This window comes from Mesorhizobium sp. ArgA1, assembly GCF_053714375.1.
On the sequence record NZ_JBSKBQ010000003.1, the window covers coordinates 103,589 to 117,103 of the forward strand.

Annotated in this window: 14 protein-coding genes and 1 pseudogene; 6 read left to right on the forward strand and 9 right to left on the reverse strand. The window is 62.6% G+C overall.

The window, feature by feature from the left end; translation table 11 throughout:
* Positions 1-101: 101 nt before the first annotated feature.
* The 3 genes and pseudogenes from pyrH to ACWGTI_RS10245 all read right to left on the reverse strand — a co-directional run bounded on the left by pyrH (position 102) and on the right by ACWGTI_RS10245 (position 2,637).
* Positions 102-824, reverse strand: a complete 723-nt coding sequence (gene pyrH, locus ACWGTI_RS10235; RefSeq protein WP_454575012.1) for a UMP kinase — start codon at positions 822-824, stop codon at positions 102-104.
* Between the two features lie 151 nt (positions 825-975).
* A pseudogene (locus ACWGTI_RS10240) lies at positions 976-2,077 on the reverse strand (aldo/keto reductase).
* A 35-nt stretch (positions 2,078-2,112) separates the two neighbouring features.
* Complete coding sequence (locus ACWGTI_RS10245; protein ID WP_454587004.1) at positions 2,113-2,637, reverse strand: nuclear transport factor 2 family protein; 525 nt, start codon at positions 2,635-2,637, stop codon at positions 2,113-2,115.
* A gap of 112 nt (positions 2,638-2,749) precedes the next feature.
* Between ACWGTI_RS10245 and ACWGTI_RS10250 the strand changes: the two genes are divergently transcribed.
* Positions 2,750-3,676, forward strand: coding sequence for a LysR substrate-binding domain-containing protein (locus tag ACWGTI_RS10250; RefSeq protein WP_454587005.1), 927 nt, complete (start codon positions 2,750-2,752; stop codon positions 3,674-3,676).
* A 34-nt stretch (positions 3,677-3,710) separates the two neighbouring features.
* On the opposite strand, the gene tsf is transcribed toward ACWGTI_RS10250, so the two are convergent.
* From tsf to ACWGTI_RS10275, 5 genes are all read right to left on the reverse strand, one after another.
* Positions 3,711-4,631: a translation elongation factor Ts gene (gene tsf, locus ACWGTI_RS10255; protein WP_454587006.1), complete on the reverse strand. Its 921-nt coding sequence runs from the start codon at positions 4,629-4,631 to the stop codon at positions 3,711-3,713.
* A 109-nt stretch (positions 4,632-4,740) separates the two neighbouring features.
* Complete coding sequence (rpsB, locus tag ACWGTI_RS10260; RefSeq protein ID WP_454587007.1) at positions 4,741-5,529, reverse strand: 30S ribosomal protein S2; 789 nt, start codon at positions 5,527-5,529, stop codon at positions 4,741-4,743.
* A 176-nt stretch (positions 5,530-5,705) separates the two neighbouring features.
* The gene (locus ACWGTI_RS10265; protein WP_454587008.1) at positions 5,706-6,317 is read right to left on the reverse strand and encodes a LysE family translocator; all 612 of its coding nucleotides are present in this window, start codon (positions 6,315-6,317) and stop codon (positions 5,706-5,708) included.
* Entirely contained in the window at positions 6,314-6,592 is a 279-nt protein-coding gene (locus ACWGTI_RS10270; protein WP_454587009.1) for a DUF4031 domain-containing protein, read from the reverse strand. The genes ACWGTI_RS10265 and ACWGTI_RS10270 overlap by 4 nt, the downstream gene beginning before the upstream one ends.
* Before the next feature lie 31 nt (positions 6,593-6,623).
* Entirely contained in the window at positions 6,624-7,454 is an 831-nt protein-coding gene (locus tag ACWGTI_RS10275) for a cell envelope integrity EipB family protein (RefSeq protein ID WP_454587010.1), read from the reverse strand.
* Between the two features lie 139 nt (positions 7,455-7,593).
* On the opposite strand from ACWGTI_RS10275, the gene ACWGTI_RS10280 reads away from it, so the two are divergent.
* The 5 genes from ACWGTI_RS10280 (at position 7,594) to ACWGTI_RS10300 (ending at position 10,959) form a co-directional block, all read left to right on the forward strand.
* A complete protein-coding gene (locus tag ACWGTI_RS10280) occupies positions 7,594-8,058 on the forward strand; it encodes a RidA family protein (protein WP_454587011.1) in 465 nt (154 codons plus the stop codon).
* Between the two features lie 14 nt (positions 8,059-8,072).
* Complete coding sequence (locus ACWGTI_RS10285) at positions 8,073-8,801, forward strand: glycerophosphodiester phosphodiesterase (protein ID WP_454587012.1); 729 nt, start codon at positions 8,073-8,075, stop codon at positions 8,799-8,801.
* A 55-nt stretch (positions 8,802-8,856) separates the two neighbouring features.
* Positions 8,857-10,071, forward strand: a complete 1,215-nt coding sequence (locus ACWGTI_RS10290) for a GNAT family N-acetyltransferase (RefSeq protein WP_454587013.1) — start codon at positions 8,857-8,859, stop codon at positions 10,069-10,071.
* 214 nt (positions 10,072-10,285) lie between these two features.
* Complete coding sequence (locus tag ACWGTI_RS10295) at positions 10,286-10,714, forward strand: HIT family protein (RefSeq protein ID WP_454587014.1); 429 nt, start codon at positions 10,286-10,288, stop codon at positions 10,712-10,714.
* Positions 10,711-10,959 (forward strand): phosphatase PAP2 family protein, encoded by a 249-nt coding sequence (locus ACWGTI_RS10300; protein WP_454587015.1) that lies wholly within the window; start codon positions 10,711-10,713, stop codon positions 10,957-10,959. Before ACWGTI_RS10295 ends, ACWGTI_RS10300 begins: the two co-directional genes overlap by 4 nt.
* Positions 10,960-11,040: 81 nt before the next feature.
* On the opposite strand, the gene clpA is transcribed toward ACWGTI_RS10300, so the two are convergent.
* Positions 11,041-13,512, reverse strand: coding sequence for an ATP-dependent Clp protease ATP-binding subunit ClpA (gene clpA / locus ACWGTI_RS10305; RefSeq protein WP_454574999.1), 2,472 nt, complete (start codon positions 13,510-13,512; stop codon positions 11,041-11,043).
* Between the last annotated feature and the right edge of the window lie 3 nt (positions 13,513-13,515).

Below are 13,515 nucleotides of genomic sequence, written 5' to 3' on the forward strand. Positions count from 1 at the left end.
TGGTCTCCTCGACCCGTTTGATCCGGGTTCACTGCTTAGGGCCCGTGTTTAAGCCCGCTTTGGAAAAACTGATCCCTTGTCCGGAGAGTATATACTCCGGCTCACTCGTCGGCGACGATCGTGCAACGGCCGCCGCCCCTCAGAATATCGCCGAAACCGCCTTGTTCGTGGATCGAATAGACGATTATCGGGATGTTGTTTTCGCGCGCAAGTGCAATTGCGGCGGTATCCATGATCGAAAGCCCCTTGTTGATGACCTCGGCATGGCTGATGCGCTCGAAGCGGGTCGCATTCGGATCCTTCTTGGGGTCGGCTGAGTAGACACCGTCGACCTGGGTGCCCTTGAACAAGGCGTCGGCGCCGATTTCGGCGGCGCGCAAGGCTGCGGCCGAATCGGTGGTGAAGAACGGATTGCCGGTGCCGCCGGCGAAAATGACGACCTTGCCCTGGTTCATATAGGCGGTGGCCTGGCGCTGGGAAAAGCTCTCGCACAGTTCGGGCATGGCGATCGCCGACAGCACGACGGCGTCGACGCCGATCTTGTTCAGCGAAGTGCGCAGCGCCAGCGAATTGATGACGGTGGCCAGCATGCCCATATGATCGCCGGTGACGCGATCGCCGCCCTTGGACGCCACCGCCACGCCGCGAAAGATGTTGCCGCCGCCGATGACGACGCCGACCTCGATGCCGAGCGCGCGGGCTTCGGCGATGTCGGCCGCGATGCGGTCGACGACCGAGACATCGATGCCGAAATGCTGTTCGCCCATCAACGCTTCGCCCGACGCTTTCAGCAAGACACGTCGATAGAGGGGCTTTGCCGTCATCTGGACCTCGTCATTTTGCGTGTGGCGCGCCTGGGCAGGCCACCCCCGCGCGGGCGCCGCCGCTGGCGCGATGCCGAGTTCCGATACACGAAGGGCGCCGCGATGTCACGCGGCCCCCCATGCCCAATTCCGCCTCTCTCGTCGCGGCCCGTCAGTTGCTGGTGATGCTGACGGCGTCACCTTCGATCAGCAGCGGCGGCGCATAGAAGGGCGGCTTGTCGCCGGTCACGGCGCCACCGGTAACCCGGGCCTGGATCTCGGAACCGAAAAAGGAATAGGGGAAGGGCGGCGGCGGCTTGCTGACCGTATCCAGCCGCGCGCGAAGCTCGCCGGGAATCTCGAAATCCAGTGCCGCCAGATTGTCCTGCAGCTGCCCCAGTTTCGTGGCGCCAAGAATAACCGAGGCGATGGCCGGCTGCGTTGCCACCCAGTTGACCGCGACCTGAGCCATGCTGTGTCCGAGCTCGGCGGCGACCTTTTCGAGCTCCGCAACGATCGCCCAGTTGCGCTCAGAAAATTTCTGGAAGCCCGGATGGGTGGTGTTGCGAAAGCCGTCGAGGCGGCCGGCATTGCCATCCTGCACCGGTCGGTATTTGCCGCTGAGCAGGCCGCTGGCCAGCGGGCTCCACACCATGATGCCGGCGCCATGGCGGGTACCGAAAGGCACGAATTCATGCTCGATCGAACGCTCCGCCAGCGAATATTCGAGCTGCAGGGCCGACACCGGCTCATAGCCGCGCAACTCGGCGATCGTTTGCGCGCGACCCGCATACCAGGCCGGCACATCGGACAGGCCGACATGACGAATTTTGCCTGCACGCACGAGATCGTCCATCGTGCGCATGACCTCCTCGGCCGGCGTCAGCCGATCCCATACATGCAGGAGGTAGAGGTCGATGTAGTCTGTGCCCAATCGTTTCAGCGAGGCGTCGACGGCGCGCAATGCGACCGTTGCCGCCGCCATTCGGGTTGCCAGGTTCCGCGTTGAAGGTGAATTTTGTGGCGATCACCGCTCTGTCGCGCAAGCCGCGCTCGGCGATGAATTCGCCGAGCCAGGTTTCGGCGGTGCCACCGGTATAGAGGTCGGCGGTGTCGAAGAAATTGCCACCGGCGTCGACATAGGCGTCGACCATGGCACGTGCCGTCTCGCTGTCCGCGCCCCAACCCCATTCGGTGCCGAAGGTCATGGTGCCAAGCGCCAGCCGGCTGACGCGCAGGCCGCTGTTGCCGAGGGTGTAATAGGTCATGGTCATGGCGTGATTCCGATTCTGATTTTCTTGACGCCGGCTCACTGGCCGGGCGTGGTCTTGACCCAGGGATTGCCGCGCTCATGCGTGGCGCGGAAAATGAAGCCGTCGACCTTCCAGCCGGTGCCGGAGCGGACCAGACGGTGCTCGTAGGTGCCCCAGACTTCCCAGAGCGGGTCGCCATTGCCTTCCATCCGGTTCCAGGCATAGCCGTTGGAGGAGACGGTGGCCGCATCCGCTTCAAGCACCACCTGATGGTTGGTGCGCAGATGCAGGCTCGTCTTGCTGCCCCGGAGGTTGCCAGCCCAGGTGGCGATCAGGTCGTCGGAGGGGATGGTCGCGGGCTGTCCCGACAGGCTGCTAAAGTCGACGGTGACACGGTCGGCGAAATAGGAACGCGCAAGCTTCCAGTCCTGCGCATCGACGGCACGGTCAATGCCGTCGGCGATGCGGATGACGGCGCGTTCGTCGGCGAGCGCGCGCCAGCCGGACGGCTCGGCGCCACCGGCATCGACCGGCGCCAGGGCCAAGCCTGCGGCGAAGGTTAGTTGTTTCAAGGCGTTCATGTTTTTTCTCCGTGCATCTGCCCACCGCCGATGTGTTGGCAACAATATGGTCCGCTACGCTGGCATCGGTAAGATTGCATTGTTTGCAAAGACTATGCGATATCATGCATGAATGGACCGCGACCTGCTCAGCCATCTGCCTGTTGTCATTGCCGTCGCCCGGCGCGGCGGCTTCGCGCTTGCAGCGGCAGAACTCGGCATGAGCCCGTCCGCGGTCAGCCACGCCGTTCGCCTCGTGGAGGAGCGTATCGGCCAGCCGCTGTTTGCGCGCACGACGCGCAGCGTCTCATTGACGGAAGCCGGCAAGGCGCTGGTGGAGACGGCGGCCCCTGCCCTTCAGGACATTGCCGAGCGGATGGATCGCATCCGCGCCATCAAGGGCCGGCCCTCAGGCCTGCTCAGGCTCAACGTTCCCAACATCGCGGTCCCGCTTGCCGTCACGCCTGTGGTCGCGGCGATGGCGGCGCGCTATCCGGATGTGACGGTCGAATTGCTTACCGACCAGGGCCTCATCGACATTGTTGGCGAGGGCTTCGACGCCGGCATCCGGCTGGGCGAGATGATCGCGCAAGACATGGTCACGGTCCGGCTGACGCCACCGTTCAAGGCCGTCATCGTTGCCTCTCCCGCCTATGTCGGCCGGCATGGCCGCGCGCGCAGCGTGACCGATCTCGCCAACCACAATTGCATCGGCTACCGGCTCGTCCGCTCCGGTGCACGCTACCGCTGGGACCTGACCGAGGATGGCAAGGATGTCGTGGTCGAGACGAAGGGCACTGTCATCGTTACGGATTCGCTGGCCGCGATCGACCTTGCGCTTGCCGGCGTCGGGCTGACCTATGTGTTCGAGCCGCTGGTGCGCGCGGAGTTGGCCGCCGGCCGCCTAGTTCAGATCCTGCCGCAGACGGCAATCGAAGAGCCAGGTCTCTTCCTTTACTTTCCGCGCCGCGCATCGATGGCGCCGAAGCTCAGGGCCTTCATCGATGCGGCACAAGAAATCGGCCGAGCATCCTTGCGGACACCCGGCCGAGTTGCCTGAGCTGAGAAGCCCCTTCCGAGGCTATTTCTAATGATTATTTCTTCACCGCAGCCGCGACTTCCGCCGCGAAATCGGTCTCTTCCTTTTCGATGCCTTCGCCGAGCGCAAAACGCAGATAGGCGGAGATCTTGGCCGGAGCGCCGATCTCCTTCTCGGCATCCTTCAGCGCCTTCTCGACGGTAATGTCGGGATTGAGCACGAAGGCCTGCTTCAGGAGCACGACTTCCTCGTAGAACTTGCGCAGGCGGCCCTCGACCATCTTTTCGATGATCGCTTCCGGCTTGCCGGACTGGCGTGCCTGATCGGAGAAGATCGCCTTTTCGCGTTCCACCGCAGCCGGATCGATCTGCTCGGCCGTCAGTGCCATCGGGTTGGTGGCGGCGACGTGCATGGCGACCTGGCGGCCAAAAGCGTTGGCGGCATGCTCGTTGCCCGTGGTCTCGATCGCGACCAGCACGCCGAGCTTGCCAAGGCCATCGGCAACCGCGTTGTGGACGTAGGTAGCAACCGCGCCATGCGGCACGGTCAGCTTGGCCGAGCGGCGGAAGCCCATGTTCTCGCCGATTGTGCCGACGGCGTCCTTGATGGTGTCAGCAACCGACTTGTCCGAACCCGGGTATTTTGCGGCAGCCACGGCCTCCGTCGCGCCATAAGCGAGTGCAACCTTGGCGACGTTGGCGACGATTTCCTGGAAAGCTGCGTTGCGGGCGACGAAGTCGGTCTCGGAATTGACCTCGACGACAGCAGCCTCGCGCACGCCGTTGTCGACGCCGATCAATCCCTCTGCTGCGGTGCGGCCGGCCTTCTTGTCGGCCTTGGAGATGCCCTTCTTGCGCAGCCAGTCGACGGCCTCTTCCATGTTGCCGTTGGTCTCGGTCAACGCCGCCTTGCAGTCCATCATGCCCGCGCCGGTCAAGTCGCGGAGTTCTTTGACCTGTGCAGCCGAAATGCTCATTGTCGCCTCTTTGTCTGGAATGCACCGACGCACCACCGGTACTCGGTGATGCGTCTGTCTAGCGTGCCAAAATATGAGAATGATGAAGGCCGCAACCGGCCTTCGATTTTCAAGCTTCCGGAGCGTCCGCAGCCGGGGCCGGGGTCGGATCGAGCGCCGGCTCGACCGGAGCCTCGACCGAGGCGCCGATGTCGACGCCGAGCGCGCCCTGCTGGCGAGCGATGCCGTCGATCGCAGCCTTGGCGATCAAATCGCAATAAAGCTGGATGGCGCGGGCCGCATCGTCGTTCCCGGGGATCGGGAAGTCGATCTTGTCCGGATCGCAGTTCGAATCGATGATGGCGACGACCGGGATGCCGAGGCGCTTGGCCTCGAGGATGGCGATCGCTTCCTTGTTGGTGTCGATGACGAACATCAGGTCGGGCGTCGAGCCCATGTCCTTGATGCCGCCGAGGGCCTTGTCGAGCTTCTCGCGCTCGCGGTCGAGGTTGAGGCGTTCCTTCTTGGTCAGGCCCTGGGCCTCACCCGCCAGCATCTCGTCGAGCTTGCGCAGGCGTTGGATCGAATTCGAGATCGTCTTCCAGTTGGTCAGCATGCCGCCGAGCCAACGCGAGTTGACGTAGTACTGGGCCGAACGCTGCGCCGCGTCAGCGACGATGTCCGACGCCTGGCGCTTGGTGCCGACGAACAACACGCGGCCGCCCTTGGCGACGGTGTCGGAAACCTGCTTCAGCGCCTGGTGCAGCAAAGGCACCGTCTGCGAGAGGTCGATGATGTGGATGTTGTTGCGGGCGCCGTAGATGTAGGGCGCCATTTTCGGGTTCCAGCGGTGGGTCTGGTGGCCGAAGTGAATGCCAGCTTCCAAAAGCTGGCGCATGCTGAAATCAGGCAGTGCCATTCAAAGTTCCTTTCCGGTTAGCCTCCACGGACACAGGCATTTTTGGACTTTGTCCTCGAACGCCACCGGAGGTTTCAGCCGGATTTCTCCCGGGCAGACACCAAAGTCCGTGTGTGGAATGAGCGCGCATATAGAGGGGAAGTGCTGCAAACGCAAGCGGTGAGGCGCGTTAGCGCTTAGCGTGCGGCAATCAGCGCTCCAGTGCCGATCATGGCACTGCCGGCAAACCGGTTCATCAGCCGCATGCGTTTGGGCGTTCTGAACCAGCCGGATGCCCTGCCCGCCAGCGCGGCGTAGGTGCCCATGGTGAGGATGTTGACGCTGACGACGACAGCCACCACCAGCACTCCATCGGCAAATGTCATGGTGTCGAGGTTGAGAATGAGGGGCATGATCGAAGCATGGAACAGAATCGCCTTCGGGTTGCCAAGCGCCACGGACGCGCCAAGCAGGAATGACCGCGACAATCTGGCTTGAGGCATCGCCTGCGCGATCGATTGCGCGGCGGCGGCCCGCCACATCCTGACGCCGAGAAAGATCAGGTAAGCCGCACCGGCATATTTCAAGGCGAGAAACACCCATTCGAACGTCTGGGCCAGCGCCACCAGTCCAAGCAGGGCCAAGGTGACCAGAACCGCATCGCCAGCGGCTATGCCAATTCCGGCGACGAAGGCGCGCAGGAAGCCGCGCGATACACCGTTGGTGATCACCGTGAACATCGCCGGACCCGGCGTTGCAGCGGCAAGCGTGATGGCAAGGCAATACGCCAGGAATGCCGTTAAAGTCACGATCGGCCCTTTCCGTTGGGTACCCGCACGCGCCGGAAGATCGCGACGATCTCCTCGCGGCTGCATTCGATGGCGCCGAGCCGCACCGCGCGGTCGCGCTCGAAGCCGGTTATGTCATAGTGCGGCGCCGATGTCTTGGGCGGTCCCTGGTAGGACGAACGCTTGACGCCAAGCTCGGTGGCGAAACGATGCAGTTCGTCGGTATCGTCGGCCATCAGGTGGCACCAGCGATGGCCGGCCCACTTCCAGATCGCCGCATCGACATAAACCGCCATCAAGCCTGCCGTGGCCAGCTCCACCCTGTTGCTATTTCGAGACCGGGCAAGGCTTGGTCTGGTCGAACAGCGACAAGTTGACCAGCTTGCCGGTCATCGAGAACTCGCCATAGTCCATGGTAAGGTCGCGGGTGATGCCGTTCTCATGCAGCTTGAAGCTGATGCGGTATTCCGGCACCTCTTCGCCCGATTTGTCGGTCTCGTCGAAATAGGCGATGTCTACTGGCCAGTATTTGTCGCCGGCAAGGTTGGCAAGCGCCGGCGCTTCGGGGTCGGCCTTGTCGCCTTCGGTCTTCTTGCCGACGATGACGGTGGTGGTCATCACCTTGTTGGCGTCCTCCGAACCGTCGAACAGGCTGGTTTCGTAGAAATTCTCACCCTTTTCGGCCTTGCCGATCAGCTCGACCAGATGCTGGGTCGGGAACTGGGTGGCGGCAAGTTCGAGGCTGTTTTTCTCGGGCTTGTCGATGTCGACCTTGAGGCCCTTGGTCTCTTTGGTGGCCGTGCCCTTGACCTCCTTGTCGAGGTTCTGGTCGGAGAAGGATTTGGTCACGAACGAAAAGGTCTTGCCTTCGGCGTCCTCAAAGGTGGTCGTCTGCTGGTCTGTCAACTTCGTACCGTCGGCGGTGACGATCTGGGTGACGAAGCGGAATTTCACCGTGTAACCCTCGCAGGACGAGCCATTGAACTCGTAGACCATGCGGCCGGTGATGCCGGTGATTCCCGAGCGGTCCGAGGCCTTGTCGAGGGTAAGATCATAGACGGCTCGATGCGCCTGCAGCGCCGGCACGGCAAAGGCGGGAGCCACCGAGAAGATCGCCGGCAACAGGACGGCATGGAAGGCAAGGCGCGTTGCGCGCATAGGGGGCTCCGATCGTCGCGGCTGATGGCAGGCCGCAGGTAAAGATGGTCCAGCTTAAAAAAAGTCGTGGCGGAAGCGAGGCAAAAATAGCAATTTCGGCCCCGTCCAGCGCGGCGTCTCCAAGCAATAGGGAAATACCATGAGTGAAACAATCGAAAAGCGGCTAAGCGATCTCGGCGTGACGTTACCGGCCGCCGCGGCGCCCGCCGCGAACTATGTGCCCTATTGCAGGTCCGGCAATCTTTTGTTCACCGCCGGGCAGCTGCCACTCAAGGACGGCAAGCTGCAGGCAAGCGGCCTGCTCGGCCGCGACATCGACACGGCAGCCGGCAAGGAAGGTGCAAAATACTGCGCAATCAACATCTTGGCACAGGCCAAGGCGGCGCTTGGCGATCTCGAAAAGATCCAGCGTCTGGTCAAGATCACCGTCTTCGTCGCATCGGTTCCGGATTTCGTCGAGCAGCATCTGGTCGCCAACGGCGCCTCCGATTTCCTGGTCGCCGTCCTTGGCGAACGCGGCAAGCATGCCCGCTCAGCCGTCGGCACCGCCTCGCTGCCGCTTAATGCCGCAGTGGAAATCGAAGCCGTCTTCGAAGTCGCATAAGCAGGAACTGAGCGATGACCGACCTTTCCTGGCTGACTGCACGCCCCGTGGCGCATCGCGGCCTTCACGACATGAACAAGATGCGCTGGGAGAACACGCTCTCGGCCTTCACTGCTGCCGCCGAGCGCGGCTACGCGATCGAGTGCGACGTGCATTTGTCGTCCGACCGCGTTCCCGTTATCATGCATGATGGTGACCTCAAACGGCTGACCGGTCAGGACGGCTTTGTCTGGCAGCGCACGGCGGCGGAACTGGCGGCGCTAAGGATCGGCGGTACCAAGGACCATGTGCCGACGCTGCAGGAAGCGCTCGACCTTGTCGACGGCCGCGTGCCGATGGTTGTCGAACTGAAGGGCGTGCCCGGCTATGACGAGGGGCTGGTGGCCATCGTCGGCAAGATGCTCAAACGCTACAAGGGCAAGGCCGCGATCATGTCGTTCGACCACTGGCTGGTCCGCGATTTCCCCAAGGACGCGCCTGGCATTCCTGGCGGGCTGACGGCCTATGGCAAGGATACCCAACTGATCGAGGCCCATTTCGCCATGCTGGCACATGACCTTGCCTTCACCTCCTATGCCGCGGGCGATTTGCCGAATCCGTTCGTCAGCTTCGTGCGCGAAAAGTTGAAAATGCCCGTCATCACCTGGACGGTGCACGACCAGCCGGCGGTCGATCTCACCTTCAAATACGCAGACCAGATGACGTTCGAAGGGTTCGAACCCGATCTGGTCAAAGTCGCCTGACACAAGTGCCTGAAACGTGACTTGTAGCGGCCCGGACAGAGCTTAAATAAGCCTCATGGATCAAGGTGACGAAGGCGATGGGCAAACGGCGAATGCGGAGTTTTCCATCCGCATCGCCGCCGGCATCGGCGCCTTCACCTGCGATGAGTGGAACGGCTTTGCCGGCACCACGCGCGGCGATGCAGAAACCAGCTACAACCCTCTCGTTTCCTTTGCTTTTTTAAGTGCGATCGAGGATTCCGGCTGCGCCGTTCGGCGCACCGGCTGGCAGGGCCATCATCTTCGGCTGGAGAATGCGCAAGGCAGGCTGCTGGGCGCGGTGCCTTGCTATCTCAAATCGCACAGCCAGGGCGAATATGTCTTCGACCATGGCTGGTCGGATGCTTTCGAGCGCGCCGGTGGCCGTTACTACCCAAAACTGCAGTGCGCCGTGCCGTTCTCCCCGGTCACCGGCCCTCGCCTGCTGGTCAGCAGGAGCGAGGACAGCGCTACTGTTAAAGCCGGTCTCGCGGCAGGCCTGAAGGCGGTGACGGAAAAGCTCGGTGTCTCGTCCGCGCATGTCACTTTTGCGCAAGAAAGTGATATCGAGACGCTGGAGGCGGCGGGCTTTCTGCATCGCACCGACCAGCAGTTCCACTTCTTCAACGAAGGCTTTTCGACCTATGATGACTTCCTTGCCACGCTGGCGTCGCGCAAGCGCAAGGCGATGAAGAAGGAACGTCGTGAGGCGCTCGCAAACGATATCTCGATCGACCGGCTGACCGGCAAAGACCTGACCGAAAAGGCCTGGGATGATTTCTTTGCCTTCTACATGGACACTGGCAGCCGCAAATGGGGCCGCCCCTACCTCAACCGCAAGTTCTTCTCGCTGATCAGCGAGCGCATGGCCGACGATATCCTGCTGGTCATGGCCAAGCGCAATGGCCGCTATATCGCCGGCGCCATCAACTTCATCGGCTCCGATGCGCTTTACGGGCGCAATTGGGGTTGCATCGAGGACCACCCGTTCCTGCATTTCGAAGTCTGCTACCACCAGGCGATCGACTTCGCCATCGAGCGCAAGCTGAAGGTGGTAGAGGCGGGCGCGCAAGGCGAGCACAAGCTGGCGCGTGGCTACCGTCCCGTGACCATGCATTCGGCGCACTACATCGCACATCCCGGCCTGCGCAATGCGGTGGCCGACTATCTCCGGCGCGAACGGCGCGAAGTCGAGCGGATGGGCGAGATTCTGGAAGAACATACGCCGTTCCGCAAGGATCTTGAGGAGTAGCAGTCTGTCGTCCCGGCTGCGACTTGATCCGGTCTTCACCACCCCGTGCCGCTTTGCTAGACGACGACACGATCGTCTATTTCGACCTCCCCTCGACGAAAAATCGGCGCTTCCATCGAGCGCTGGTCCTGGCCGCGATGGTCGATCTCGCCTGACCGACTTGCCGGTCCGGGACAGCTTCGCTACACCGGGAGCATACTCCCGGAGTGCCGCCATGACCGAGGCTTACGACCCCAGCAATATCTTCGCAAAGATCCTGCGCGGCGAAATTCCCTCGCACCATGTCTACGAGGATGACGCAGTGGTCGCCTTCATGGATGTCATGCCGCAAGGGCCCGGGCACACACTGGTGGTGCCTAAGGCGCCGTCGCGCAATCTGCTCGATGCCGATCCGTCGACGTTCGGCTCGCTGTTCACGGTCGTCCAGAAGGTGGCGCTGGCGGTCAAAAAAGCTTTCGGCGCCGACGGCGTCACCATCCTGCAGTTCAACGAACCGGCCTCTGGGCAGACCGTCTATCACCTGCACGTCCATGTCATCCCGCGGTTCGAAGGCATCGCGCTGAAGCCGCATACGGGACAGATGGAGAAGCCCGAAGTCCTGGCCGAGAACGCAGGCAAGATCCGGGCAGTGCTGAACGGTTGAAGCTGGGTTGCCTCAAGGCGATGCGCTCGGCGATGGTGGTGCTTTTCGCGCTTTATGCAACGCACCGCTCTCGGTTGGTTGGCCTGTTGATGTGGGCATACGCCGCCATCATCATGATCGGTTCGGTTGTCCTTGGCTGGCACTATGCCGTGGATGGCTACGCGAGCGTGCTGATCTCGATCGCCATATGGAAGGCGTGCGGTCGTGTCCTGGCTCGCTTCGCACCCGACGGCGCTACCGCCTGACCTCAAGGCGCCCTGTTTCGGCAAACCGGCCAGCCAACGAAAAGCCCCGTTGCCGGGGCTTTTCTTTGTTTTTCGAGCCTGTCAGCCCTTGCGTGGCAGTTGCGGCACCAGGCTGCGCTTGCCGCCATCCTTGCCTTTGGGCTCAGGCTTCTGCGCCACCGCTTTTTTGGCGACCGGCTTCTTGGCCACCGCCTTGCGGGGCTTCGGCGCCTCCGCCTCTTCCGGCTCCTGCTTCGGCTGCACCGGCGCTTCGTCGGCCAGCGATTCGAGCTTCAGGCCGGTTTCGCCGGTTTCCTTCTTCTCGACGGTGACGCGCACCGTGCCGCCCTTCTTGAGCTTGCCGAACAGCACCTCGTCGGCCAACGGCTTCTTGATGTGCTCCTGGATGACCCGGCCGAGCGGCCGCGCACCCATGCGCTCATCATAGCCCTTGTCGGCGAGCCAGGCGATCGCGTCCGGCGACAGGTCGAATGTGACACCACGCTCGGAGAGCTGGGCCTCGAGCTGCATGACGAACTTCTGCACCACCTGATGGATGACCGGCACCGGCAGCGAGCCGAACGGGATGATCGCATCGAGACGGTTGCGGAATTCCGGCGTGAACAGCCGGTTGATCGCCTCGACATCGTCGCCTTCGCGCTTGGTCGACCCGAAACCGATCGCCGCACGCTGCGCATCGGATGCGCCCGCATTGGTGGTCATGATCAGGATGACATTTCGGAAGTCGATCTGCTTGCCGTTGTGGTCGGTCAGCTTGCCGTGGTCCATGACCTGCAACAGGATGTTGAACAGGTCCGGATGCGCCTTCTCCACCTCATCGAGCAGCAGCACGCAGTGCGGATGCTGGTCGACGCCGTCGGTCAACAGGCCGCCCTGGTCGAAGCCGACATAGCCGGGAGGCGCGCCGATCAGCCGTGAGACGGTGTGGCGTTCCATATATTCCGACATGTCGAAGCGGATCAGCTCAACGCCGAGCGAGGCGGCAAGCTGCTTGGCCACTTCGGTCTTGCCGACGCCGGTCGGGCCTGAGAACAGGTAAGAGCCGATCGGCTTTTCCGGTTCGCGCAGGCCGGCACGCGCCAGCTTGATCGCCGAGGTCAGCGCGGTGATCGCCGTGTCCTGGCCGTAGACGACGCGCTTCAGCTCGACATCGAGGCCTTGCAGCACCTTCTCGTCGTCGGCCGAAACCGTCTTCGGCGGGATGCGGGCCATGGTGGCGATCGTCGCCTCGATCTCCTTGATGCCGATGGTCTTCTTGCGCTTGGCTTCCGGCACCAGCATCTGCGAAGCGCCGGTCTCGTCGATCACGTCGATCGCCTTGTCCGGCAGCTTGCGGTCGTTGATGTAGCGCGCCGACAGCTCCACCGAGGCCTTGATCGCCTCGTTGGTGAACTTCACCTTGTGGAATTCCTCATAATAGGGCTTGAGGCCCTTCATGATCTCGATGGCGTCCTCGACGGTCGGTTCGTTGACGTCGATCTTCTGGAAGCGCCGCACCAGAGCGCGGTCCTTCTCGAAGAACTGGCGGAACTCCTTGTAGGTGGTCGAGCCAATGCAACGGATGGCACCCGAAGACAGCGCCGGCTTCAACAGGTTCGACGCATCCATGGCGCCGCCCGAGGTTGCGCCGGCACCGATGACGGTGTGGATCTCGTCGATGAACAGCACGGCGCCCGGATAGTCCTCGAGCTCCTTGACGACCTGCTTCAGCCGCTCTTCGAAATCGCCGCGATAGCGGGTGCCGGCCAAAAGCGTGCCCATGTCGAGCGCGAAAATGGTGGCGTCCTGCAGCACTTCCGGCACATCGCCTTCGACGATGCGCTTGGCCAGACCTTCGGCAATCGCCGTCTTGCCGACGCCGGGATCGCCGACATAGAGCGGGTTGTTCTTGGAGCGGCGGCACAGCACCTGGATGGTGCGGTTGATCTCGCTCTCGCGGCCGATCAGCGGATCGATCTTGCCGGCCTTGGCCTTGTTGTTGAGGTTGACGCAATAAGCCGTCAGCGCATCCTGCTGCTGCTTCTTCTTGCCGCCTTCCTCCTGCGGCTCGGCGCCGTTCTGGCCGCCCTGCTCGTCATCGGCGCCGCGCGGCGAGCGCGTTTCCGAAGCGCCGGGGCGCTTGGCGATGCCGTGCGAGATGTAGTTGACCGCGTCGTAACGGGTCATCTGCTGTTCCTGCAGGAAATAGGCGGCATGGCTCTCGCGCTCGGCAAAGATGGCGACGAGCACGTTTGCGCCGGACACTTCCTCGCGGCCGGATGACTGCACATGGATCACTGCGCGCTGGATGACGCGCTGGAAGCCGGCGGTCGGCTTGGAATCCTCATCGTAACCGGTGACGAGGTTGTCGAGCTCGGTGTCGATATAGGTGAGAACGGTGTGCTTCAGCTCGTCGAGATCGACGTTGCAGGCGCGCATGACTGCGGCCGCCTCGGTGTCGTCGATGAGCGCGAGCAGCAGGTGTTCAAGGGTTGCATATTCATGGTGCCGCTCATTGGCGAGCGTCAGCGCCTGGTGAAGCGCCTTTTCCAGGCCTTGGGAGAAAGCCGGCATGTT